Genomic DNA, 25,739 nt, shown 5'->3' on the forward strand with positions numbered 1-25,739 from the left:
TTAAACCCGCTAGAATGAATCCCTTGCCGTCACGCCGTCTCCAATCGGTGCCAGTGGCGGCTCTGGTGCTCGAAAACAAGAATACAAGCATTCGGGCAAATTCCATATTTGCTATCAGTTGAGGAATCGGGCAACCGATGGAAAATTTTTGGTCTATCTGTCTGGGCCGCTTTGAGCAGGAACTGTCAGCTCAGCAATTCAATACCTGGATCAAGCCGTTACATTTTGAGACGCATAACCATACCTTGCGGTTATTTGCGCCGAATCGCTTCGTCCAGCAATGGGTGAAAGACCGCTTTCTACCTCGTATCCAGAATCTCGCCGAAGAATTGATACAGCATCCGGTTGAAATCGAACTGGGGCTGCAAGACCCCTCAATGAAGAAGCAAATGGCAGCCCCAGTCGTTAAGACTGCCTCTGCTGACCTTAAGGTAGAAGAGGCTGCAGCGCCGTTCCTTCAGGAACCCCCCGCAAAAAAACCCGCGGCAAAAAATGTTGAGTCCAAAAAAAGCAAACCGCACGGCAATCCTAGCGGTCTCAACAGCGCCTTCAATTTCGATAACTTCGTGACGGGCCGTGCCAACCAGTTAGCGCGCGCAGCCGCCCTGCAAGTGGCGGAAAATCCTGGGACTGCCTATAACCCTTTATTCATCTACGGTGGCGTGGGCTTGGGTAAAACGCATTTGCTGCAAGCGATAGGCAACCATCTGAAAATGAATCGCCCGGATGCCAAGATCCGTTATCTGCATGCTGAGCGTTATGTATCTGATGTGGTTAAAGCCTATGAACTGAAAGCGTTTGATGAATTCAAACGCCAATATCATTCACTGGATCTGTTGTTGATCGATGATATTCAATTCTTCGCCAAGAAAAGCCGGACCCAGGAAGAATTCTTCTATGCATTCAACTCGTTAATTGAAGCGAAAAAGCAGATCATCATTACCTGCGATACCTATCCTAAGGAAATCGTGGATGTGGATGAGCGCTTGCGCACCCGCTTTAGCTGGGGCTTGACCGTCGCGGTAGAGCCTCCGGAACTGGAAATGCGGGTTGCCATCCTGCTTAAAAAGGCCGAAGAAGCCAAGTTTGTGTTGCATGAGGACGTCGCCTTCTTTATTGCGAAGCAAGTAAGATCCAGTGTGCGCGAACTGGAAGGGGCGTTAAACCGGATTGTGGCCATGGCCAACTTTACAGGTAACCCGATTGATGTCCATCTGGCAAAAGATGCGCTGAAAGACCTGATTGCGGTACGTGGGCGTCAGATCACGATGGAGAATATCCAAAAAACCGTCGCCGACTACTACAAGATCAAAGTTGCTGAAATGTATAGTAAAAAGCGCTCACGCAACTTTGCACGTCCCCGGCAGATCGCCATGGCACTCGCTCGGGAACTGACTAACCACAGCTTTCCAGAAATAGGAGAAGCCTTTGGTAGTCGGCATCACACGACTGTCATGCACGCATGTGAAGAAGTTGAGCAGTTACGCCAGAATGACCCCAATGTGGCACGAGATATCGCTTTTCTTACCCAGGTGATTCGTGATTAAGGCGATAGAGTAGGGTGATCTGAGCGAAGTTAAGCCGTGGATAAGTTGTGTACGTAAATGCAGGTTAGGCGCGATTTTAATAAAAGGGTAGAATAAGTAACATTTTATCCACAGCAGTATTGCTAGTTTTACGCAGACATAAAAGTTAAATAATAAATTGATTTAATTATAAAAAAACGAGTTATCAACAGAAATTCACACCATTATTGTTATTACTACAGAATTTATTATTTAGATTGTTATAAAACATGAACATCAAAATAAATCGCGATACCTTGTTAAAACCCCTCTCTTCTGTGACGAGCATCGTAGAAAGAAGGCATACGTTGCCTATACTTTCCAACCTTTTGCTGGAAGCAAAGGACGAGAAGATCGTTCTGACCGCAACTGACTTGGAAATGCAAATATCGCTAGCCTTACAAACGCCAGTAGGTGGCGAGTTGTCCACCACCATATCCGCCAAAAAATTGCTGGATATCTGCAGATCCTTGCCAGAGAATGCCGAGATCACCATGGCAACAGCAGAAAGCCGTATCCAGGTAAAAACAGGGAAAAGCCGGTTTAACCTGCAAACCTTGCCCGCTGCTGATTATCCGGTCATGACGAAAGCGACCGGTACGACATACACCGTCGTAACCATCGATCAGAAATCGCTCAAGCGCTTATTCAAGCAAGTAGAATTTGCCATGGCGCAGCAAGATATACGTTACTATCTGAATGGATTACTGTTTGAGGTCAACGGTAATCGCCTGAATGTCGTGGGTACAGATGGCCACCGATTGAGTTTTACATCAACAGAGCTCGCACAAAGCTACGAAAAACAAGAGCTTATCCTCCCACGCAAGACAGTGATTGAGTTAATCAAACTGCTGGATGACAGCGAAGAAGATGTCACTATTGAGATTGCCAGTGGCCAAGTGAATTTCTCGTTTGGCGATATCAAACTCATCTCCAAAGTAATTGATGGCAAATTCCCTGATTACACGCGCGTAATTCCGGTAGGGCACAAAAACAGCTTTAACGTTGATCGCATGACCATTCTGCTGGCCATGCAACGTGCTTCCATTCTGTCAAATGAAAAGTACCGTGGTATTCGAATGGTGCTTGGAAGCGACAGTCTGCGTTTGATCAGCACGAACAGCGAGCAGGAAGAAGCAGAAGAGGAACTGGAGATTGCCTACGCAGGAGATTCACTGGACATCGGCTTCAATGTGACCTACATGATTGATGTGCTGAATAATGTGAATTGCGATAGCGTGACTTTCTCGTTTGCGGATGCAAACAGCAGTTGCCTGGTAACGGTAGCAGATGACGAAACCTACAAATACGTTGTTATGCCGATGCGAATTTAAATCATCGGTTTTAAAGACTTGCAGTAGATTTCATTAGATTTAAGTGTTTCACGTGAAACTTTGAAAAGACAAAAGCATGACAGACTACGATTCATCCAGTATTAAGATTCTTGAAGGTCTGGACGCAGTACGCAAGCGTCCTGGCATGTACATTGGTGACACGTCCGATGGGAGTGGATTACACCATATGGTATTCGAGGTGCTGGATAATGCGATCGATGAAGCATTGGCCGGACATTGCGATGACATTAAGGTGATTATCCATCCGGATAATTCCGTCAGCGTTTCTGATAATGGTCGCGGTATTCCTACCGATATCAAACACGATGACATCAAGGCAGTAAAACGCTCGGCTGCTGAAATTGTAATGACCGAGTTGCATGCAGGCGGCAAGTTTGATCAAAACTCTTACAAAGTGTCTGGTGGTCTGCATGGCGTGGGTGTTTCCGTCGTGAATGCCCTGTCTGACTGGCTTAAGCTAAAAATTTACCGCAATGGCCAAGTGCATCAGATGGAATTCCGCCGTGGTGAAGCTGTTGCTCCACTGGCGATTACCGGCACCACGGAGCGTAAAGGCACTGAAGTCCACTTCCTGGCCTCTATCGAAACCTTTGGTCTAGTGGAATTTCACTTCGAAATACTGGCCAAGCGCATTCGTGAACTGTCTTTCCTGAATAACGGTGTCAAGATCGAGCTCATTGACCAACGCAATGGCAAGTCTGAAAACTTTGCCCATTCTGGTGGTGTACGCGGCTTTGTGGAATACATGAACCGTAGCAAGACGGTGCTGCATCCCAAGCCGTTCTATGCAGTGGGCGAAAAAGATGGCATGACTATTGAAGTTTCCATGCAGTGGAATGACTCCTATGCGGAAACCGTGCAATGCTTTACCAACAACATTCCGCAACGCGATGGTGGTACTCACCTGACCGGCTTGCGCACGGCGATGACACGGACACTCAATAACTACATTGAGCAAAACGAACTCGCCAAAAAAGCGAAAATTGAAACCACGGGCGATGACATGCGCGAAGGCTTGACCTGCGTTCTGTCCGTCAAAGTACCTGAGCCAAAATTTTCTTCACAAACCAAAGATAAACTGGTGTCTGGCGAAGTTCAGCCAGTGGTGCAGGAAGTAGTGGCCGCCAAGCTTGCCGAGTTTCTGCTGGAAAACCCAGTCGATGCCAAAGTGATCTGTAACAAGATCATTGATGCTGCCCGTGCACGCGATGCTGCCCGCAAGGCGCGTGAAATGACACGCCGCAAGGGCGCTATGGATACCATGGGCTTGCCGGGTAAACTGGCCGACTGCCAGGAACGTGACCCAACCAAATGCGAGCTGTACCTGGTGGAGGGTGACTCCGCGGGGGGTTCTGCCAAGCAAGGCCGTGATCGCAAATTCCAGGCCATTTTGCCGCTGAAGGGTAAGATCCTGAATGTGGAAAAAGCCCGCTTCGACAAGCTATTGTCCTCGCAGGAAATTGCCACCCTCATTACCGCCATGGGCACAGGCATAGGCAAAGACGACTTCAGTGCCGACAAGCTGCGCTACCACCGCATCATCATCATGACCGATGCTGACGTTGATGGTGCCCACATCCGTACCTTGCTGCTGACATTCTTCTATCGTCAAATGACGCAACTGGTGGAACGCGGCCATATCTATATTGCCCAGCCACCGCTCTACAAGGTCAAGCAGGGCAAGGACGAACGGTATCTCAAGGATCAGCAGGAGCTGGATCAATACCTGTTGCAATCTTCGCTCAAGGGTGCCGAGCTGTTGACACGAGAAGGTGGAGAAACGCTAGCCGGTGAGCAACTGGCTGAAATTGCCAAGCAAATGGTGCTCACCGAGGCGGTTATCCGCCGTCTGGCCTCCCTTTACGATGAAAGCGTGCTGCGCGCCCTGCAAAATGTAGAGGGCACTGTCGAGCTGGATACAGAAGCCAATGCCAATGCCGTCGCTGAAAAATTGCGGCCATTGCTGGGTCACACTGGATCTGAAGTGATTGTGGCACAAGACCTGGAAACCGGAACCTATCGCCTGGAAGTGAACAAATACGTGCACGGTAATTTGCAATCCTGCGTAGTTGATACCGACTTCCTCGCCAGCGGCGATTACCGCCAGATCAGCAAGATGTCGGTCATGCTGCAAGGCCTGCTGGGTGAGGGCGCCAGCATCAAACGCGGTGAAAAATCGCAGCCTGTCAGCAACTTCAAGGCAGCGCTTGACTGGTTGCTGGAAGAAGCCAAGCACAACCTCAATATTCAGCGCTACAAAGGCTTGGGCGAAATGAACCCGGAACAGCTTTGGGAAACCACCATGGACCCGACCGTGCGCCGCTTGTTAAAAGTGCAGATCGACGATGCGATTGCCGCGGACGAGATTTTCACCACCTTGATGGGCGACCAGGTAGAACCACGCCGTGCCTTCATTGAAAGTAATGCACTTGGTGTAAATAACCTGGATATTTAATTACTTAGCTTGATTTAGCTATTAAAAAAGCGGCCTAAAGGCCGCTTTTTTACGTTCAGTACTATTGATAGAACTAGTCAGACAGTTTTTGCTGCAATCTTTCCAATACCGAAGCTTCACCACATATCTGGAAGAATGTTCCTTGCTCATCCGAGCGCTCGCCCCTTACCTGGCAGGTCGCATAGATTTCGCCTAAAAGTTGTTGCTGGGCCCAGGGTACAAAAATTTCCGTCTCAATCAGGTCACGCTGGAAAAACGCCACGATCATCTTATGCAGCCTGGCGACATCGTCAGGCCGACGGGCGCTCATGACCACACAGTCAGGGTATTGGGCTTTGAGGGCGGCTTCGCGCTCGGCCTGCGCTGCTGCATCGCCCACGTGATCGATTTTATTGAAGACGCGGATGCGCGGGACATCATCGGCGTTGATTTCCTCAAGCACCTTGTCTGTTACTTCCAGCTGACGTTCAAAACCGGGGTCGCTGGCGTCGATCACATGTAGCAGCAGTGCGGCATCCAGTGCTTCATCCAGTGTGGATTTGAAGGACGCGACCAGACCGTGGGGCAGGTTTTTGATGAAGCCTACGGTATCGCTGACCAGCACGCGCGGCACGCTTTCCGGATAGAGCGTGCGCACGGTGGTGTCCAATGTGGCAAAAAGTTTGTTGGCCACCAGCACTTCACTGCCAGTAAGGGCACGCATCAGCGTGGATTTGCCGGCATTGGTATAGCCTACGAGTGCAACGCTGGTGAGGCCTTGCCGCTGTTGCCTCCTCGCGCGCTGTGTTTTGCGTTCAGCCTCCATCGCCAATATTTCCAGCTGTAGCTCGGCGATGCGGTCGCGTATCTTGCGGCGGTCCAGCTCAGTAGAGGATTCCCCCGCACCGCGGCCACCGACACCGCTACGCTGGCGGCCCTGTGGCCCAGCAAGCTTGGCGGCTTCACGCAGTCTGGGTGCCATGTATCCCAGGCGTGCAATCTCTACCTGGGCTTTGGCCGCCCGTGAACGGGCATTCCGGTGGAAGATTTCCAGGATCACCATCGTGCGGTCCATGACTTCACAGCCCGTTTCTTTTTCCAGGTTGCGCGCCTGGGAGGGCGAGATTTCATGGTCAACCAGAATAGCCTCGATGAGATGGCTATCTGCGGGAGCGTCTTCCTGCTCGGCGATTTCGTTTTCATGGTTGACCCAGGCCTGGATTTCCTGACGTTTGCCAATGCCGAGATAAGCCGTGGTATCAAAACTGCCGCGCTTTTGCACAAAGGTATGGACCACATGGTAGCCCAGCGTTTTGGCAAGTTCCCGCAGTTCGGTGAGGGATGCCTCAAACTCAATGTCGCTGACACTGGGTAATTGCACGGAGGCGACAATGGCGTACTTTGGAGCGTCTTTTACTTCTGTTTGCATAGTCAGGGGTAGGGTGCCTTGAAAAAAATCGCCTGAGCGATCAGAAATGCGTATTGGGGAAAATGTTATTAACTATGTTGTGGTCGAATTTTATGTGCGGGTGTTTCGGTGGCGCGGGCCTGCTTTTTTTCTTCTTCCTTGCGCACATCATCAATCACGCGCAGCACGCTCTTCAAATCCACCGGTATAGCATCTGGAGCTACCTGCCCGCTAAGTGATGATTCCGTGCTCAGGTCACCATGCGCATAAAGGGACCAAATTTCCTTGCCATATTGCGTGCCGAGCAGCGAAGGGGCAAAGCGGCCGAAATAGGCAGCCAGGTTATCCACATCGCGCTCCAGCATGCTGCTGGCGTGGTTGTTACCCGCTGCGTTAACAGCCTGCGGCAAATCGATGATGACGGGACCATCAACACCCAACAGGATGTTGAATTCGGAAAGGTCGCCATGCACGATGCCCGCATTCAGCATGCGGATAACATCCACCAGCAGGCTTTGGTGATGCTGCAGCGCTTCTTGCTCGGTAAATTCGACATCGTTAAGGCGAGGAGCGGCGTGGCCCACGGCATCCGTTACCAGCTCCATCAGGAGCACGCCTTCGTAAAAATTGTATGGCTGAGGTACGCGTACGCCAGCCGCCGCGAGGCGATAAAGCGCGTCGACCTCGGCACTCTGCCAGGCTTCTTCCTGCAGCTTGCGCCCATAGCGTGAACCTTTGCCCATGGCACGGGCCTGGCGGCTGCTTTTAACCTTGCGGCCCTCGGTGTAATCCACACTCTGGCGAAAGCTGCGTTTATCGGCTTCCTTGTAGACTTTGGCACAGCGGACATCATCGCCGCATCGCACCACATAAACGGTGGCTTCCTTGCCACTCATGAGCTGGCGCAGCACTTCATCAATCAGCCCATCTTCAATCAGGGGCTCCAGGCGTTTGGGAGGTTTCATTGGCCCCATCATACGGGGCTGCAAGCGCCCCGGCAAACTTGCGGGTAGCGTGTTAACCCGTGGTACCGAATTCAACCGGTGTTTTGACGTAAAACAGGGAAAGCGCATGTTGCGCCAAAACAGCAAAAAGCTGGTCAGCTTCGCTAGCTTGAACAATCATGACCACCAGTACCGGTTGATCTGCCAGTTCAAAAAAATGCGCGGCATGCAAAACGCCATCATGCCCATAACCCTGACTGGCAGGAATAATAGTGGCACCTTTGATGCCCAGCTTGCGTGCTTCATCCAGAAGCCAGTCGTGCATGGGGCGCTGTTCATGATGGCGGTTTTGTGCGGTGTAAAACGTGAGTTGAAATCCTTGCATGGCGGGCTCCTCTTTTCTAAAGCGATTTGATCGCGTTGATGGTGGCAAAGCCGAGCAGCGTCATGCTGATCGAGCCCGCCACATGCAGCAGAATGGCAGCGCCCGCCCAGCTAAGGCGACCCTGCTGCAGCAAGGCAGTTACCTCGGCAGAAAAAGTGGAGAAAGTCGTGAGTCCACCTAAAAAACCAGTGATGGCAAACAAGCGCCACTCGGGAGACAACTGCGGCAGGCTGGCAAACAGCGCCAGAAGCAAACCGATCAGATAGCCACCAATCAGGTTGGCAGCCAGTGTACCTGGCGGTATGGCCGGAAAAAGGGCATTGAGTGTCGAGCCCAGCCACCAGCGCGATATAGCCCCTAATGCAGCACCGAGGCCGATAACGAAAATAGAGTTAATCATGAAAACTGTCCTTCAGGATTGGCAGATTGCAAAGCCGGGACAGGGGGCGTGTACCTACGCACCCTGGCCAGGGTGTTATCGTAGGCATCATCAGCTGCAAGGCAGCGGTTAAGGGAGGAATGCCATCTCCACCGCCTGTAGTATAGCCGTCGGCTGGGAAAAAATCTAACTGTCGAACCGGATAAAGCCGCGAACGCAGAAATATTGGAAAAAGCGATTAATCACTTCATAAGTTGATGATTTATAGGTGGATTGTTTACACAACTTTACACGGGAAACAAGAACTGCATATTCCGCAATCCAGTCTTATGAGTAACCCGCATTTCGACGGGTAGACAGGATTAACAATATGCATGGCTTTAAAAAAATCATCTTGGCATTAAGTGTGGCTGCAGGTTTGCTGGGCAGCGGAGTCGCATTGGCTGATCGTGGACATTTTCACGGGAGTGTAGGTGTTTATGTCGGTCCGGGTTTTGGTCCCGGTTGGGGACCTGGCTGGGGTCCTTATTATCCCCGGCCGTATTACTACGATCCTTTCTATTACCCTTATCCCTTGCCCCCTGCTGTGATTGTGCGTCCAGCTCCTCAGCCTGAAGTGTATGTGGAGCAACCACAAGCTCAGGTTGCTCCCGCACCGGCTCAGGCGCCCGCAGCCCCTGCTACGGATAATTACTGGTATCACTGCGCGCAACCCGAAGGCTATTACCCTTATGTGAAGGAATGCCCACAAGGCTGGCAAAAGGTGGCTCCACAACCACCTGCACCCGCCAAGTAGGGAGAGAACATCATGAAGATTCCATTATGTTTATTGCTCGGCGGTAGCCTGGTGGTGAGTGGTTGCGTGACCGTACCGGATGGTCCTAGCCGTATGGCTTTGCCTGGCAGTACCAAAACATTTGACCAGTTCCGCGCCGATGACGCCAGTTGCCGTCAATATGGTCTGGAACAAAGCGGTGCTTCGGCCAAGCAGGCCGGCAACGATAGCATGGTGAAAAGTGCGGCTGTGGGTACGGCGGTAGGTGCTGTGCTGGGTGCTGCCATCGGTGGGCATGGCGCCACAGCCTTCGGTGCCGGCACCGGCTTGCTGGTAGGCACAGCAGCTGGCGCAGATGCGGCACAGGCCTCGTCTTATACCGTGCAGCAACGCTACGATAATGCGTATTTGCAATGCATGTACGCCAAGGGACATCAGGTGCCAGTGGCGGCTAGCGAAGCAAATCAACGCCGTGTGGTGCAGACTTACAGTCCCCCGCAACCTGCTTACTATCCACCTCCACCCCCTCCGCCAGGGTACTACTGAGCGCATTTTTCTAGCGCTACATGATCAGGGCTGCATGCCGCAAGGTATGCAGCCCTTTACACGCCGGTCTGCACCGAGCAGGCCGAGCCCCAAGCAGTTATAATAGCGCCGCTATTCATCATGCAATCGACGGATGCGCATCAAGCGCTTGGGGAGAGACGTGGCAGACAGGCAGGTTGATATTTTGTTGGTAGGCGGGGGTGTGATGAGCGCCACCCTGGGCACCATGCTGCAACAGCTGGATCCCACCTTGACCATCTTGATGGTGGAACGTCTGCCACAGGTCGCCGCCGAGAGCTCGGATGGCTGGAATAATGCCGGTACCGGCCATGCCGGCTATTGTGAGCTAAATTACACTCCACAATTGCCGGATGGCAAGCTGGAGATCAAGCGCGCCCTTGGCATTAATGCGGCATTTGAAGTTTCCTTGCAATTCTGGTCCTGGCTGGTCGAAAACAAGCTATTGCCTGAGCCCCAGCAGTTTATTCGTCCCACCCCGCATGAAAGCTTTGTCTGGGGCGCGGAGAACGTCGAATTTCTGCGTCAGCGCCATGCGGCGCTCAGCCAGCATCCTTTGTTCAAGGATATGGAGTTCAGCGATGATCCACGCGTGATTGCGGAGTGGATGCCATTGATCATGCGTGATCGCCCAGCCTCGCAGCCAGTAGCCGCTACACGCGTGGCTTATGGCAGCGATATTGATTTTGGTGCACTGACCCGCCAGCTGGTGCAGTCGCTGCAAACGCGTACAGAGTTTGAGCTCAAGACCCATACCAGCGTGAAAAGTCTGCGTCAGCTGCCGAGTGGCCGCTGGCGCGTGCAACTGAAAGGCAAGCAAGCCGCGAATAACCAGGTGGTGGAGGCTGGCTTTGTATTTCTGGGCGCGGGCGGCGGTGCGCTGCCTTTGTTGCAGAAGTCAGGCATTCCCGAAGCACGTGGCTATGGCGGTTTTCCGGTCAGTGGTTTATGGCTGGTGTGCAACAAGCCGGAGATCATTCGTCAGCATCAGGCCAAGGTCTATGGCAAGGCCCCGCTAGGCGCGCCGCCCATGTCGGTACCCCATCTGGATACCCGCTACATTGATGGCAAGCCCGCCTTGCTGTTTGGTCCATATGCCGGGTTCACCACCAAGTTTCTCAAGCAAGGCTCCTGGTTGAACCTGCCGGCCTCGGTAAAGCCACGCAATCTCAAATCCATGCTGGGGGCCGGTCGGCACAATCTTGACCTGACGCGGTATCTGATAGGCGAGGTGTTTCAGTCACACAGCAAACGCGTCGACGCGTTGCGACAGTTTTACCCGCAAGCGCGTGATGAAGACTGGACGCTCGCCAAGGCAGGTCAGCGCGTGCAGATCATCAAGCGCTGTGAAGATAAAGGCGGCAAGCTTGAATTCGGCACGGAGATAGTCGCCTCGGCCGACGGTACGCTAGCTGCATTGCTCGGGGCTTCCCCTGGGGCATCCACCTCGGTACAGGCCATGCTGGATGTGCTGCAGCGCTGTTTCAAGGCGCGCCTGCAAGAAACGGCATGGCAACAGCAATTGAAAGCCATGGTGCCTTCCTGGGGCGAGTCTTTGATTGAGGATGCGGACTTGCTGGCGCAAGTGCGTACTCGCACCTTGCACACTCTCAAGCTGAAAGCTTGATCAGTCAGGCGGCTTCCTAAGGGGCGACAGTAAACCGGTAGCGGTTGCTACCGAGCCGCTTGCCCTGGCTATCCTGTAACTCTGCCTGTAGCTCGTACTGGCCTGGTTTGGCTTGTTCCAGGCGGTAATCTTCCAGCTTTTTGCCGCTATCGGCGGCCATATCCAGCATCCATTCGCGTTGATCCACGGCCTGACCATCTCGCAACAGGCTGATGGTGTACTTCGCCTGCGGGTATGGCTGCCAAAGATCGTTGATGGCCCATAAACCAATGATGATGGTTTCACCACTCGCGTATTGGTCTTTCACCCATTGCAGGCTGGGCAGCACAGGTTGAAAGGCTGTACGCAAAGCCTCATAGCCGGGTTTGGGCTGGCGCCAGTAATCCACTACACCCCAATTGATGGAAGGCCAGTTTTCTACAAACATGAATTGGAAAATGGCGGATACCGGCGCATAGCGCTGTCGCCGGTAGTTTTCGGCAGCAAACTGAATCAGACGCGATTGATACGCCTGGGTATTTTGCATCAGCTCCTGCACATTGTTGCCGCGCGGCACATGGGCAATATTGAAAGTTTCATGTGGCTGAAAGTTATGGAATTGCCATTTTTCCCATTGTGGCTCCGTTTGCGGCCACATCTCTGCATCTGTAAACAGGCGCTGAAGGCTGCTCATCACGGGCAATGCCTGCGCACCAAACTCGGTAATCCATGGGTTAGGAGCAGGGCGGGCGAAGGCATGCCAGTTGTCCGAGTACCAGCCCAGCCATTCATGCTCCTTGGTGCCGGATTCGCGGCGTGTGATGCGGGTGTCGTCCAGCGCCCGCACGTCCTGATAAAGCGCATTATCCAGCGCGAGATTCTGATCAGCGCGATAGTCCGGATACTTGCTCACCATCCATGGGGAATCCCAGGGCGGTTCGTTGTGCATGGTCCAGGAAACCACTGAGGGATGGTGGTACAGGGTGCGGACCATGTCTGCCGCCTGCGCGCGTGCGGTACGATGAAAAGCCTCGTCATCGCTATATCCCCAGAGCAGGGGGAAATCCTGCATCACCAGCATGCCATTGCGATCGCAGGCGTCGTAAAACGCTGCCGATGAGATATGGGCATGCACGCGGATGGCATTCACATGGGCGTCGCGCATCATGCGGATATCACGCTCATAACGGTCGGGCGTCATTTCCGCCAGCCACTGGCTGCCAATATAGTTGGTGCCGCGGATGAACATGCGGTGATTATTGATGTACCACTGCTGCGTGGTTTCATCGACACGGATCTCTCGCAGACCGAGCGCCTGTTCTCGGGAGTCCAATACACGACCATTGTTGGTGATACGCAGCTTGAAGCGATACAGATTGGGTTTGCCATAGTCTGCCGGCCACCATAGCTCGGGCTGGGTGAGCGCATACTGCATGGTGAAGGTCTGGCTACCAGGCTTTAACTTGAGGGGTTGTGCAAAACGATAGCTGCGGCCTGCAAAATTTTCTGGCACCAGTTCGGCTTCAACCTGAACCAAGGTTTCATGTGAAACATCTCCTGCCAACGCGACTTCGCCATCCAGGCGCCAGGCATTGCCATGGCGGCGTGGTGTGAGCTTGAGACCCTGTACCGCAAGCTGATCACTGAAGGCGATGCTGACCGGCGCCCAGATGCCGCCGGTATTCTGTTCTTGCCCACGCACTGACCACGCGCCGCCAGGGCGAGTGTCGTGGTGACTGAATATCCCTTTCACCAGTCGTTTATGCAAAGACCAGTCTTCGGGTTTTTCCAGTGGGCTGTCCACGAGCACGGTAATGACATTATCGCCATCGCGCAGATGCGGCGTAATATCAAACGAAAATGGCTGGAAATAACCTTCATGGTGACCCAGATACTGGCCATTGATCCAGACATCTGCCAGATAATCCACACCTTCAAACTTCAACTCGGCATGCTTGCCGCGCATGCTGTCATCCAGTTTGAAGCGCGTGCTATACCAGGCTTGCCCAGAAATATCCTGACCTTGCCGGAACCAGTTGTCAGGCACATTGATGGTTTTCCAGCCTTCTGCAGGCGGTGTCAGGGACGGCGTGACGGGGATGCGATTGGTGGGCATGAACTGCCAACTGCCCGATAAATCGAGTACTTGCGGGCCACTGGATGGTGCTGCTTGCGCCATCCCTGGATTGATGGCCAGCCAGCACGCCGCCATCAGTATCAGAAAAAAGACGGCTGGCCCGAGCGGGCGCCCGTTGTGAATGTTCTTTATCAACGTGTATCCCAGTCGAGCCTGTTAATGTGAAGTGATAATGCAGGGTAAAACGGGCAGGGGCCAAGCCCCTGATATTACAGGCGCCCCATGCTGGCGGGCGCCCGATTGTGCTGCAGTCAGCTTATTCTGCGATTTTCGAAGGTTCGCGATGCAGGTAAGACTTTGCAACACGCTTAACGATATAACCAACCACCAAAGTCTTGATCAACAATCTCATGATGCTCTCCTTGTGATGAGTGACGAAGTCGGTGAAAAACCAACATAACGTCTGAGTACATTATTGCGAGTAAGTTGCCGCTATCTGATCCATGCAGCAACAATGAATACTCAGTCTAAAGGGCATGGCATCGGCTGGCTATCAGGCCTGGTCTGACATGGCTGTCGGACTAGCGCTTTATTTGATGGTTTCCCAGGCATTCAGCTTTTCAGCTTCCAGTTGCTGGCTGTGACGATAATAACGTTGCCCAGCCAGCCATAAGACGAGGCCAATCAGACTGAAGCCTAGTTGGCCTGCTGCCAGCCACAATACCGAATGGGATAGCACAGGCGCCAGCGCACCTGCTACCACGGCCGATAGCATGGTTTGCGTAAAGGACTGGCAGGAAGCCACGGTACCGCGGATGGCGGGGAACAGATCCAGCACAAACAAGGTGATACCAGGCGCGGCCATGGACATGCCTATGGTATAGAAAAACAGCGGCATGACCGACCAGGGCAGGGCAGGCGGGAAAATGGCATGGTAAATGACGTTGGCCAGGCCGGCGCCCACCATGAAGATAAAACCGATGTGAACCTGGCGCTGCACGGGCAATTTGCCCGCCATGCGATTGGCGGCCAAGGCCCCCAGAAAAATACCCGACACCGCAGGAATAAACTGCCAGCCGAACTGGTCAGGCCCCAGGTGCAAATGTTCGGTGAGAAACACGGGCGCTGCTGCCACATATAAAAACAGACCGGCAAAATTGAAGGCCAGGGTACCGGACTTCAACTGGAACAAAGGCGAGCGGAATACCTGCTTGTAGCTGGCCCATAAAAAATGCGGATTAAACGGCTGGCGTTTGGCCAATGGCAAGGTTTCGGGCAATAACTTGTAGCAGGCCCAGAACAGCAGAATGGTATACGCGAATAAGGCCAGGAATATGGTGCGCCAATCAAACCATTTCACAATCCATCCACCCAGGATAGGCGCGATGGCCGGGGCAATGGAAAAGATCATCGTCACCAGGGACAACAGGCGCGCAGCAGGCACATCGTCGTAGCGGTCGCGAATGATGGCGCGCCCCACCACTACGCCCGCCCCGGCCGAGACCCCCTGCAGAATGCGAAACGCCCACAGGTATTCCACACTGTGGGCGGCGGCACAGCCCAGCGAACCGATGGCAAACACAGCCAGCGCTACCAGCACGATATTGCGACGGCCAAACGCATCAGACAGCGCTCCATGCCAGAGAATCATGATGGCAAACGCGAACATGTAAGCCGTCAGGGTTTGCTGCACCTCAATCGGCGTCGCGTGGATGGAGGCCTGGATGGCTGGGAAAGCGGGCAGATAAGTGTCCACTGAAAAAGGGCCCAGCATGGCAAGTGCCGCAAGCAGGATGGCGAGTGTGGTCGAGCTGGAAAATAATTTATTGCGCGGAATCAGTGGCATATATCCATGGGAGGGGCGATTGCCCGGTTAAGTTTTCTTGGTTGATAAGGACGAGATGATATGGCCGGACACATGCTGGGTTGGTCAATTTACAGGTGAAAAAGTTTTAAAGTGGGCATGTGCTAGGCATCGCGTCAGCCGGGTGTCAGCCCTGGGCATTTTACCCTGAGCCGCGCATATTTAAATTGGACACTCAGCAGCAATTGGGATAGTTTTATAAGGGGTTGTTTGCATAATAAGTTCTTGCGTCATGAGCTCCGTTACAGGGATATATCGACGGCGGCTTAATGACCATGAGAATAATGGGAAGAGCACATCGCAATGATGACCACATATCTCGTTGACGCCCAGAAGGCGCTGGCTGACAGCAAACAATTGCTCGCCATGGCCGGTGATCTTGCGCGCATCAGCATGGCGATAGTCGATACCGATGGGCGTTGGCTTGCCGCCAATACCCCCTGTTGCCAGCAATTGGGCTACGAGGAAGCTGAACTGCTCAATACCAGTTATTGCGACCTGGTCCACCCCGAAGACAGAAGGGCTGAAAAGCTCACCTGGCGCGAGGTCCTCGCTGCCTGTTGCGCCCAACCGCTGGAGCACAGGTTCAAACATCGCTCTGGGCGTCATGTCTGGCTCAGCACCTCTTTTTCTCCCATACGCTCCCAAGATAACACCCTGCTGTTTTATCTTCTGCGCATTGAAAATATCACTGATCGCAAACTGGGGGAGCAGCATCGTGTACTGATGAATTTTGCGCTCAACCAGGTGAGCGAAGCCGCCTACCTGCTGGATGAAAATGACCGCCTGACCTATGTGAATGATGCGGCCTGCCATGCCCTGGGCTATAGCCGGGAAGAGCTGCTGCAGATGGAGATGGGAGATATTCATCGGGATGGTTGGCCGGAAATAACACGTACCACACTCAACAATTCGGCGCCTCATCTGGTGGCGGAAGCCATGCATACCCGTCAGGATGGCAGCCAGTTTCCCGTGGAAATTCATGCCAGCCTGTTTGAGTATGAAGGCGTACCCTATCGTCTGGTCATGGTCCGGGATATCGGCGATCGCAAAGCGGCAGAACAGCAATTACGTAGCCAGGAGCAGCTCTACCACACGCTGGTGGACCATTTGCCGGATCCGGTCATACGTTATGACAGCGAAGGCAAACGGGTTTTTCTGAATCCGGTTGCCGAGGCCCTGTTACAGCGGCCAACAGCCGAGTTGCTGGGGAAAACCAGTCTGGAACTGAATCCCGCCTCCCAGGCATTGCAAGAATATGTGGAACGGGTGAAGCACGTGGTCGCCACCGGCGAGGCGAGCGACTTTGATTTCTTTATGGACAGGCAACCTAGCGATCTTCAGGTGCACAACAAGGTGATCGCGGTGCGCATGGTGCCGGAACGTGACCCTGAGGGCCGGATTGCCGGCGTGCTGGCGGTGGGGCGTGATGTGAGCATGTTGAAGGAAGCCCAGCGCAAATTCAGCAGCCTTCTGGAAAATATCCCGGATCTCATCGCACGCTTTGATCTGCAGGGGCGTTACCTGTATGTGAATCCGACGTTTTGTGAAACGTTTGGCATGAAGGCCGCTGACCTGATTGGGCAGCAGGGCATTACCTGGCCGGGCGAGGCAGGGCAGAGTGCCCCTATTTTGAAGTCGATCCAGGAGGTTGCCCAACGCGAAGAGGCCATTACCGTTACCCTGGATGTGGCGCTGAATGGCAAGCCAAGTTACCTGGAGTGGCGGCTGATCCCGGAAAGTGATCAGCAGGGACGCGTGATCAGCGTGCTGGCGGTGGGGCGCGACATGACGCAGCTACGCATGCATGAGCGGCTTGAGCAGATGCGTTTGCTGATTCTGGAATCACTCGCGCATGGTGACGCTTTCTCCAGCGTGCTGGATCTGGTCACACGCTACATGGAGCAAGCCAAGCCCGGCTTTTTATGCAGCATCATGCTGCTCGATAGCACGGGCACGCGCTTATTGTGTACTCATGCGCCCAGTCTGCCGGCTGAATTTGTGGCTGCGGTGGATGGGGTTACCATCGGCATGGGGGTGGGATCGTGCGGAACGGCGGCCGTCTTGCAAGAGCGAGTGCTGGTGGATGATATCCGCACCCATCCCTATTGGGCGCCGTATAAAGAGATAGCTTTGGCCGCCAATTTGCTGGCGTGCTGGTCTGAACCCATTTTTGACTCCGCTCATCGCATGCTGGGTACTTTTGCCATTTATCGCCGCGAAGCAGGATCACCCAGTGCAGAAGACCTCAACTTTATTCACCAGGCCAGCCATCTGGTCGCCATCGCCATTGAGCGTCATCGCTCGGATACTCAGTTGCAGGAGCGTGAGCGTGAGCTTCGTTCATTGCTGGATAACTCGCCCGATACGATTACCCGCTACGACGCCAATTGCAGACGTCTGTATGTCAATCAGCGCATGCTGGAGTACTTTGATACCACCCCGGACGTTGTCCTCCACACCACGCCGCGGGATTTTCCCGGTGGCAGCGTGACGGTGGAGTACGAGGCCCGTATCCGTCAGGCGTTTCTGACTGGCCAGCCCGATGAGCTGGAGCTGCCGCTGAAAGCATCGAATGGAAAGCTCCTGGTGCGGCATATCCGCATGATGCCGGAGTTCAACCCCGACGGCACGGTGGCCAGTGTGCTGGCTGTCGGGCGCGATATTACGGAGATCGTGGAGTACCGCCAGCGTATTCACGACATGGCGTTCTACGATGCGCTGACCCGCTTGCCCAACCGTGCCATGTTGCTGGAGCAGATGCGCAGCGGCATATTGGCTGCGGCGGCAGGGGCACAGCAGGTTTTCAGCCTGATGGTGCTGGATCTGGACCGCTTCAAGCAGATCAACGAAACCCTAGGGCACAGCACCGGCGATTTGCTGTTGTGCGAGGCGGCTGCGCGTTTGCAGGATCATCTTCGGGAAGGTGACATGCTTGCCCGCATGGGTGGCGATGAATTTGTGCTGCTGTTGCGCCCCGGCGATGCCGAGCCTGAACTGATTGCCATGGCACAGACCTTGATCCAGGCGTTTCGTCAGCCTTTCCTTGTGGCGGGCAGGGAGCTGTTTGTCTCGACCAGTGTGGGCATTGCCCGTTACCCGACTGATAGCCAGGATGCCGATACCCTGCTCAAGTTTGCCGATACTGCGATGTATCACGCCAAGGCGCAGGGGCGTAACAACTTCCAGTTTTATGTCAGTGCGCTGACCGAGGTTTCATCTGCCCGGATTGAGCTTGAAACCATGATGCGCCGCGCCATTCAGCAGCAGGAGCTGGAGCTTTATTACCAGCCGCAATGGGATCTGCTCGAAAACCGGATTGTGGGGGTAGAGGCGCTGTTGCGCTGGAACCAGACCGAACATGGGCTCATGATGCCCAATGTCTTTATCCCGGTGGCCGAGGAAACCGGCCTGATCATCGAGCTTGGCGAGTGGGTGCTCACAATGGCTTGCAAGCAGGCCGTGCAATGGAACAAGGATAAAGACGAGCCACTGAAAATAGCGGTAAATCTCTCTACCCGCCAGTTTATTCAAAATCCTTTGCTTGCCTCTGTTACCCGCATCCTGCACGACACAGGCTGCCGTCCGGAATGGATCAAGCTGGAAATCACCGAAAGCCTGTTGCTGGAAAGCAACCTCGATATTCTCAATACCCTGAACGCTTTTGATGCCATGGGGCTGGTAATCTCGATCGATGATTTTGGTACCGGCTATTCTGCGCTGAGCTATCTCAATCGTTTCCCGGTCAAGCAGATCAAGATTGATCGCAGCTTCGTCAAGGATGTGCCCCATGACACGCATAAATCCGAGCTGGTGAAAGCCATGATCTCCATTGCCCATGTCCTGAATCTGGATGTCGTGGCGGAGGGTGTGGAAACCCAGGTGCAATCGGACTATCTCAAGGCCTCGGGTTGCCGTGCAGTGCAGGGCTATTTTTATGGCAGGCCCATGCCGCTGGCGGCACTGGAAGCCATGTTGCGTGAGCAGGCCCTGACCCGCAAGCCTGCCGACATATAAAAAAGGCCGGGTAAACAGGTTTACCCGGCCACGCTATGGATATGCCAAATGGAGATAAGGCATAAACTTACTGCAGCAAGTCGTTAATGCTTGACCGCGTTGCTGCGCAGAAACGCGACCACTTTGAGTACTTCATCCGGGGTAAGGCCCTGGGTAGGATCATCCGGTACCATGGCGCCCGCGCCTTTGGCCCCCATGCCGCCGGCTGTGCCGGCCCAGATCGTTTCAAAAATACCCTGATCGTTGGCATTCTTGGCGTAGTTCCATTTGTCATCAATCAGGTTGGGGCCGACAGCACCTTCGCCTTTTGCACCATGGCAGGCAGTGCAGCTATACATCTGAAAAATTTTCTTGCCGGTTTTGATGGCATCGGCATTGCCCAGATAGGCATTTTTGCCGGAACTCATGAATTCCTTGGCGGCAGGGGTATCAAACATCGCGCCGGGGATCGCCAGCGGTTTGTTGTCGATGGTGGATACCAGGCTGATGCCAGCGTTACCTGCGTAAGGCAGGGCGATAGCCAACAAGGCGATATAGCGTAATTTCATCATGTTGCTCTCCTCACGGGGAGACCCGTCTAGATAGGGCCTCCCACCGTTTTTTATGGTTTAAAGACTGAACACATTCATGGCACCGCCACCAGGCGCTGCATTCCACTTGGTCAGCTCCTTGTAGCCGCCGGCTGCACCCAGGCCATCGGTTTCATTGGTGAGGCCCAGATTCATCGCCACACCTGCCCAGCCACCGATACCCGACAGAACGCCCACGTATTGCTTGCCTTTGTGGCTATAGGTAATGGCATTGCCAACCACACCGGAACCTACCTGGAATTTCCAGAGTTCCTTGCCGGTTTGTGCATCCACAGCCTTGAACCAGCGGTCCAGGGTGCCGTAGAACACGATGTCGCTGGACGTTACCAATGCGCCACCCCAGGCAGAGAATTTCTCTTTGTTGTACCAGGCTGATTTGCCCTTGAGGCCGTCCCAGGCCATGAAGCCACCCATGACACCGTCAGGACCTGCAAACATGGTCAGGGTTGCGCCTACCCATGGCTGGCCAGCGATGTACTTGGACTCCACGGGTTCATAGGTCATGCACACATGGTTGAGTGGAACGTAGAACATGCCGGTCTTTGGCGAGAAGGCAGAAGGTTGCTCATCCTTAACGCCCAGCGCCGATGGGCAAATACCCTTGGCGTTGTAATCCTGGTGAGTCGAGAACTTGGGATCTTTCACCGGCACGCCTGATTTCAGGTCTACCTTGGTGGCCCAGTTAACGAAAGGATTCATCTTTTCAGCCACCAGCAACGTGCCGTTGGTGCGGTCAAAGGTGTAGCCAAAGCCGTTACGGTCAAAGTGTGTGGCCAGTTTCTTGCCCTTGGCTTCCCACAACACGATCTCGTTCATGCCGTCGTAATCCCACTCGTCATGCGGTGTCATCTGATAACCCCAGCGTGCCATGCCGGTATCCACATCGCGTGCGAAAATCGTCATGGACCACTTGTTGTCACCAGGGCGTACATCAGGGTTCCAGGTGCCTGGGTTGCCGGTACCGTAGTACATCAGGTTCAGCGCAGGATCAAACGAGTACCAGCCCCAGGTAGGGCCGCCGCCATGTTCATAGCCGTTTTTGATAGCCTGAGGCTTGAGCCAGGTACGGGTGCCCAGTTCTTTTTCCGGGAACTTCATCTGATCCTTGGTCAGGGCCTTGAATGAGCCGCCTTCCTTGTTGCCACCATTTACGTCTTCGTAAACCGACAGCGCGCTGTAGTGCGGGTTATCCTTGTTGAAACCGTCGCCAATCAGCGTTTCGCTGTCCGGGCCGGTGCTGTATGCACGCCATGCCAAGGAGCCATCCTTGATGTTGTAGGCGGAGATATAGCAACGTACGCCATATTCGCCACCGGAACAGCCGGTAATGACCTTGTCCTTGATGACGTGTGGCGCATTGGTGTTGGATGCGCCGGTTTTGGTGTCCACTACCTTAACGTCCCACAACTTGTTGCCGTTCTTCGCATCCAGGGCAACCAGAGTGCCGTCGTTCTGTTGCAGGAAAATCTTGCCATCGCCATAGCCCAGGCCGCGGTTAACGTTATCGCAGCACAGCAATGCCTGAACCGATGGATCCTGCTTGGGGAAGTAAGACCAGATGATCTTCTGGTTGTCGTTCAGATCCAGCGCGTATACGTTGTTGGGGAATGCCGTATGTACATACATGACATCATTGATTACCAGCGGGGCACCTTCGTGGCCGCGGTTCACACCCGTAGCAAAGGACCAGGCCATTTTCAGGTTGCGCACGTTGCCTTTGTTGATCTGGCTCAAACGGCTGTAGCCGGTATTTGCATAATCTTTACGAGGATGCGCCCACTGGTTGTCGTCCTTCATCAGGTTTTCAAGTTCAGTCGCGGCAAGGCTGCTCAAACTGCTGAGACCCAGTACGCCGGCTAATGCAAGTTTCAAGGTTGTTGTCTTCACGCTAAATCTCCATAGTGAATTTGTTTTAACAGCATGTGAGTGACTGGCCACCAGTTCCGGCGGGGGATCCAGAAGCCGGTGGCAGTAATGCCTTAATTGCAATCGCTGTGCCAGCCATGAAGCCGAGATGGGATGATTGCCTGGATGCCGCGCGGAATAAGGCTCGCGGGCGAGATGTGAAAATCATGGCCGTAGGGGGAATGCCGCTAGCGGCAGGCGTGTGGTTGTCACGAAAATGAACAGGTGTTACATTCAGTGACAGGTAATTTTCCCTGCATTTTCCCAGCCATACACTGATAGCAAAGCATGCAATATTCCATTCCCGATGAGGCACACCAGATCAGAAATGCGCGCTCGCAATTTCTGGTCAGTGGTCAGGTGCAGCAAGGTGCCGTGGCGGAAGAAATCGCCCGCTCCTGGCAGCGCTGCCTTGCCAATGGCATGGACAGCGCCGGGGCTGTGGATAATCAAATACTGACGCAATATGAATTGCGCCAGCGCCAGGAGCAGTATCATCTGCTGCTGTCGCATGCCCGTCCCGAAATGACCACGCTCAATGAGCAGATTGCGCATACGCGCAGCATGGTGATCCTGACGGATGACCAGGGCGTGATTTTGCATAGTCTGGGAGACAATGCGTTTCTGTCAGAGGCACAACAGCTTGCCCTTAACCCCGGTAGCTCATGGCATGAGGCGGACCGGGGCACCAACGCCATTGGCACGGCCCTCATTGAGCAATCTGCGCTTACCGTGCGCGGTGCCGAGCACTTCATGGAGCGCAACCAGCTTCTCAGCTGCTCCGCTGTGCCGATATTCGGGGCACACAATAATCTGTTGGGGACACTGGATGTTTCCAATGATTTGATGATGCCGCAACAACACACCCTCGCGCTGGTAAAAATGGCGGCGCAAATGATTGAGAACCGCCTTTTCCGCGCCAGCCACCAGGCCGAGATGGTGCTGCATTTTCATGCCCGGCCAGAATTCATTGGCACCTTGTGGGAGGGCATCGCCATGTTCGGAGCGGATGGCCGCCTGGTCGCCCTCAATCGAAGTGGACAGTTTCAGCTGGGCGTAGCGCCTGCAGAGTTGCCACCTGGCGGTGTCTATTTCCATCAGCTTTTTGAAAGCGACCTCGCCAAGCTCGAGGCGGCCAGTGCCAGTACGCTGGTCTTCCCTTTGCGCCTCACGAATGGTGCCCGCCTGTTTGCGCGTGCAGAGGCACGCAACGTTAGCCCCTCGCGCCCGGCGGCCACGATAGAGCCCCAGAAACGCGATGCGGCGGCCAATCTGGGCATGCTGAATACGGGTGATCCTCAGGTCGCGCGGGCGATCAGCCAGGTGACCCTGGTATTGAATCAGCAGATTCCGATTCTGATTGAAGGCGAAACCGGGGCGGGCAAGGAGTTGTTTGCCCGGGCAATTCATGAGGCCAGTGCGCGCTTTCAAGGTCCGTGGGTTGCGGTTAACTGCGCCGCCCTGCCTGAGGGCCTGATTGAGGCCGAACTGTTTGGCTATGAAGACGGCGCCTTTACCGGTGCACGCCGCAAGGGCAGCACCGGCAAGCTGGAGCAGGCTAACGGGGGAACCTTGTTCCTGGACGAAATCGGCGATATGCCCTTGGGCCTGCAGGCGCGGTTGCTACGCGTATTGCAAGAGCGCAGTGTTACCCCATTGGGTAGCAGCAAGTCCAAACCCCTGGACTTCATGCTGGTCAGTGCGACCAACCAGAAGCTGCGTGAACGAGTGGAGAAGGGCGAGTTCCGGCGGGATCTGTATTATCGGCTGAATGGCCTCAGTGTCAGTCTGCCGCCTCTGCGGCAGCGCACGGACCTGGCCGCGCTGGTGCAGCTCATCCTGCAGACGGAAAACGCTGAAACTACGCCCATCGATGCGGAAGTCATGCAGTTGTTCGAGTGTCATCCTTGGCCTGGCAATATTCGCCAGTTGCATAACGTGGTGAAGACGGCTCTCGCCTTATCAGGTGGGGGCAAGATCCAATCCATGCACCTGATGCAGGATTTTCTGGATGAGCTTGATCAGGGCGTGGGAGCACCGGAGCGCGTTCAGGAGTCTCCCCAGGCCTCGCTCGATGCCGTGACAACCGAGGCCGTACGCAATGCCTGGCAGCAACACGCGGGCAACGTATCTGCCGTGGCACGCCAGCTCGGTATCAGCAGGAATACCCTGTATCGCAAGCTCAAGGCCTTGCAGCTCATTTAGTCTTTCCCCGCGTCTTCATCGCGATTTCCGTTCGTCCTACAGCTAAATCGGACCAGACCTATACAGGCCGCGCAGGCTCTCCCGTATGGTAAAGGGCTGATCATAGGCTATAGACAACAGGAGGTCATCATGGACCATTATCAACATCGAGTAGCAGGCGTATACGTTTATCCGCAAGAGGCAGAAAACACGCTGCAAAAGCTGCGTGAGGGTGGTTTGCAGCCGGAGCAACTTCATCTGCTGACCTCAGATCGTCAGGCTACACACGAGCAGGAAGGTAGTCGCGATGTATTGAAAGACGTTATCAAGGATACAGCCATTGGAACGGTGGTCGGCGGCGGAGTAGGGGCCTTGGGCCAAGCGGCGATAGTCGCTGCTAATGTCAGCCTGTTTGTGGCCAGTCCACTGCTGGCACCTTTGGCCATGGTGGGCTGGGGAGCGGCAGTGGGCGCCATTGCTGGTGCGGGCGCTGGCATTGCGCAGAAATCAGGCGATTTCAGTAATTTTGTGATTGATGCGATCAATAATGGCTATGTCGTCTTGCTGGCATACACGCGCTCTGGTGATGAAACCGAGCTGGCGCGCGAGATTATTGCCGCCTCCGGCAAGGAGCAGCATGAGATGCAAGTGGTGAAATTGTAGAGGTAGGTGTCTATACCACAACCAGCTAAAATTGCTATAGTCGATATGTATCATTCCAATTGACGCATGTTTTGATATATTTGCTTTATCAGTAAAGTTGGGATGGTCATGACCCTTAGTGAACTTCGTTTCATCGTGGCAGTGGCCCGAGAGCGTAATTTTAGACGCGCTGCCGAAAAAAGTTTTGTCAGTCAGCCAGCGCTCAGCCTCGCCGTCAAAAAGCTCGAGGATGAGCTTGGCGTGATGCTGTTCGAGCGCAGCCGTAGCGATGTCAGCATGACGCCGGTTGGCGAACGTATCGTCGAGCAGGCCATACGTACGCTGGAAGAGGCGGGGCGCATCAAAGAGCTTGCCAAGCAGGGCAACAACCAGCTGATCGGCACATTTAAACTGGGCGTCATTTATTCTGTTGGTCCCTATCTCTTGCCCGAAATCATTCCACCATTGCGTAAAAGCGCGCCCGATATGCCATTGGAGGTGGAAGAAAACCTGACGGCCAATCTGGAAACCCAATTACGCAATGGCAATATAGACGCCGCCATTATTGCCCTGCCATTCGATATTCCCGGCATCAAGCTTCAATTGCTTTATGAGGAAGAATTTGTAGTGGTAGTGCCTGCGGATCACGCCTGGGCTGGCCGCCAGAGCATTAATCCGGATGATCTCGCCGAAGAAAAAGTGCTCTTGCTGAACACAGGGCATTGCTTCAGTAATCAAGTGCTGCTGGCTTGCCCGGATCTCTCCCGCAAGGGCGAAATGCTGCAGGGCAATTCTCTTGAAACCATACGCAATATGGTGGCTTCCAACCTGGGTATTACCGTGCTGCCTGCCAGTGCCGCGGTTGAGCGCTATCAGAATCCGCTGATCAAAGTCGTGCCTTTTGAAGCGCCGGTGCCCAAGCGCCAGATCGCCCTGGCCTGGCGCAAGAGTTATGGTCGCGAAAAAGCAGTGGATGAAATTGCCCATGCCATACGGGGCATACAGTCCGAATGCATACAAGTGAATAAACCCCATTAAAAAAGGA

The 25,739-nt window shown here is 54.1% G+C and carries 18 protein-coding genes and 1 riboswitch; of the genes, 10 read left to right on the forward strand and 8 right to left on the reverse strand.

Annotation, left to right across the window (positions count from 1 at the left end; all coding sequences use genetic code 11):
* Positions 1-137: 137 nt before the first annotated feature.
* The 3 genes from dnaA (at position 138) to gyrB (ending at position 5,375) form a co-directional block, all read left to right on the forward strand.
* A complete protein-coding gene (gene dnaA, locus MPQ_RS00005) occupies positions 138-1,547 on the forward strand; it encodes a chromosomal replication initiator protein DnaA (protein WP_013440826.1) in 1,410 nt (469 codons plus the stop codon).
* Between the two features lie 248 nt (positions 1,548-1,795).
* On the forward strand, positions 1,796-2,899 hold the full coding sequence (dnaN, locus tag MPQ_RS00010; RefSeq protein ID WP_015829057.1) for a DNA polymerase III subunit beta: 1,104 nt from the start codon (positions 1,796-1,798) through the stop codon (positions 2,897-2,899).
* A 76-nt stretch (positions 2,900-2,975) separates the two neighbouring features.
* Positions 2,976-5,375, forward strand: a complete 2,400-nt coding sequence (gene gyrB / locus MPQ_RS00015) for a DNA topoisomerase (ATP-hydrolyzing) subunit B (RefSeq protein ID WP_041361886.1) — start codon at positions 2,976-2,978, stop codon at positions 5,373-5,375.
* 73 nt (positions 5,376-5,448) lie between these two features.
* On the opposite strand, the gene hflX is transcribed toward gyrB, so the two are convergent.
* The 4 genes from hflX to crcB form a co-directional block, all read right to left on the reverse strand.
* Positions 5,449-6,783, reverse strand: coding sequence for a GTPase HflX (gene hflX, locus MPQ_RS00020; RefSeq protein WP_013440829.1), 1,335 nt, complete (start codon positions 6,781-6,783; stop codon positions 5,449-5,451).
* A 68-nt stretch (positions 6,784-6,851) separates the two neighbouring features.
* Positions 6,852-7,727 (reverse strand): PA4780 family RIO1-like protein kinase, encoded by an 876-nt coding sequence (locus tag MPQ_RS00025; protein ID WP_013440830.1) that lies wholly within the window; start codon positions 7,725-7,727, stop codon positions 6,852-6,854.
* A gap of 52 nt (positions 7,728-7,779) precedes the next feature.
* Positions 7,780-8,091 carry a DUF190 domain-containing protein gene (locus tag MPQ_RS00030; protein WP_013440831.1) on the reverse strand — a complete coding sequence of 104 codons (312 nt, stop codon included), beginning with the start codon at positions 8,089-8,091 and terminating at the stop codon, positions 7,780-7,782.
* A 16-nt stretch (positions 8,092-8,107) separates the two neighbouring features.
* A complete protein-coding gene (crcB, locus tag MPQ_RS00035) occupies positions 8,108-8,491 on the reverse strand; it encodes a fluoride efflux transporter CrcB (RefSeq protein WP_013440832.1) in 384 nt (127 codons plus the stop codon).
* A 74-nt stretch (positions 8,492-8,565) separates the two neighbouring features.
* Positions 8,566-8,630: riboswitch (Fluoride riboswitch) on the reverse strand.
* A gap of 210 nt (positions 8,631-8,840) precedes the next feature.
* Between crcB and MPQ_RS13600 the strand changes: the two genes are divergently transcribed.
* The 3 genes from MPQ_RS13600 (at position 8,841) to mqo (ending at position 11,436) form a co-directional block, all read left to right on the forward strand.
* Positions 8,841-9,266 carry a hypothetical protein gene (locus MPQ_RS13600; RefSeq protein ID WP_013440833.1) on the forward strand — a complete coding sequence of 142 codons (426 nt, stop codon included), beginning with the start codon at positions 8,841-8,843 and terminating at the stop codon, positions 9,264-9,266.
* Between the two features lie 12 nt (positions 9,267-9,278).
* Positions 9,279-9,791, forward strand: coding sequence for a YMGG-like glycine zipper-containing protein (locus MPQ_RS00040; protein ID WP_013440834.1), 513 nt, complete (start codon positions 9,279-9,281; stop codon positions 9,789-9,791).
* A gap of 133 nt (positions 9,792-9,924) precedes the next feature.
* Entirely contained in the window at positions 9,925-11,436 is a 1,512-nt protein-coding gene (gene mqo, locus MPQ_RS00045) for a malate dehydrogenase (quinone) (RefSeq protein ID WP_013440835.1), read from the forward strand.
* A 16-nt stretch (positions 11,437-11,452) separates the two neighbouring features.
* Here the strand turns inward: mqo and MPQ_RS00050 are convergent, their stop codons facing one another.
* Positions 11,453-13,687: a glycoside hydrolase family 2 protein gene (locus MPQ_RS00050; RefSeq protein WP_148225242.1), complete on the reverse strand. Its 2,235-nt coding sequence runs from the start codon at positions 13,685-13,687 to the stop codon at positions 11,453-11,455.
* Positions 13,688-14,081: 394 nt separating this feature from the next.
* Positions 14,082-15,338 (reverse strand): multidrug effflux MFS transporter, encoded by a 1,257-nt coding sequence (locus MPQ_RS00055; protein ID WP_013440837.1) that lies wholly within the window; start codon positions 15,336-15,338, stop codon positions 14,082-14,084.
* A gap of 321 nt (positions 15,339-15,659) precedes the next feature.
* Between MPQ_RS00055 and MPQ_RS00060 the strand changes: the two genes are divergently transcribed.
* Positions 15,660-19,373 carry an EAL domain-containing protein gene (locus tag MPQ_RS00060; protein WP_013440839.1) on the forward strand — a complete coding sequence of 1,238 codons (3,714 nt, stop codon included), beginning with the start codon at positions 15,660-15,662 and terminating at the stop codon, positions 19,371-19,373.
* Between the two features lie 83 nt (positions 19,374-19,456).
* Here the strand turns inward: MPQ_RS00060 and MPQ_RS00065 are convergent, their stop codons facing one another.
* Positions 19,457-19,924 (reverse strand): cytochrome c, encoded by a 468-nt coding sequence (locus tag MPQ_RS00065; RefSeq protein ID WP_013440840.1) that lies wholly within the window; start codon positions 19,922-19,924, stop codon positions 19,457-19,459.
* A 57-nt stretch (positions 19,925-19,981) separates the two neighbouring features.
* Positions 19,982-21,850, reverse strand: coding sequence for a methanol/ethanol family PQQ-dependent dehydrogenase (locus tag MPQ_RS00070; RefSeq protein ID WP_013440841.1), 1,869 nt, complete (start codon positions 21,848-21,850; stop codon positions 19,982-19,984).
* A gap of 306 nt (positions 21,851-22,156) precedes the next feature.
* On the opposite strand from MPQ_RS00070, the gene MPQ_RS00075 reads away from it, so the two are divergent.
* The 3 genes from MPQ_RS00075 (at position 22,157) to MPQ_RS00085 (ending at position 25,732) form a co-directional block, all read left to right on the forward strand.
* Positions 22,157-24,073 carry a sigma-54-dependent Fis family transcriptional regulator gene (locus MPQ_RS00075; protein ID WP_013440842.1) on the forward strand — a complete coding sequence of 639 codons (1,917 nt, stop codon included), beginning with the start codon at positions 22,157-22,159 and terminating at the stop codon, positions 24,071-24,073.
* 129 nt (positions 24,074-24,202) lie between these two features.
* Complete coding sequence (locus tag MPQ_RS00080) at positions 24,203-24,715, forward strand: hypothetical protein (protein ID WP_013440843.1); 513 nt, start codon at positions 24,203-24,205, stop codon at positions 24,713-24,715.
* A gap of 108 nt (positions 24,716-24,823) precedes the next feature.
* Positions 24,824-25,732: a hydrogen peroxide-inducible genes activator gene (locus tag MPQ_RS00085; RefSeq protein ID WP_041362474.1), complete on the forward strand. Its 909-nt coding sequence runs from the start codon at positions 24,824-24,826 to the stop codon at positions 25,730-25,732.
* Positions 25,733-25,739: the final 7 nt, after the last annotated feature.

Origin of the sequence: Methylovorus sp. MP688 (assembly GCF_000183115.1) — a bacterium.
GTDB classification, from domain to species: domain Bacteria; phylum Pseudomonadota; class Gammaproteobacteria; order Burkholderiales; family Methylophilaceae; genus Methylovorus; species Methylovorus glucosotrophus.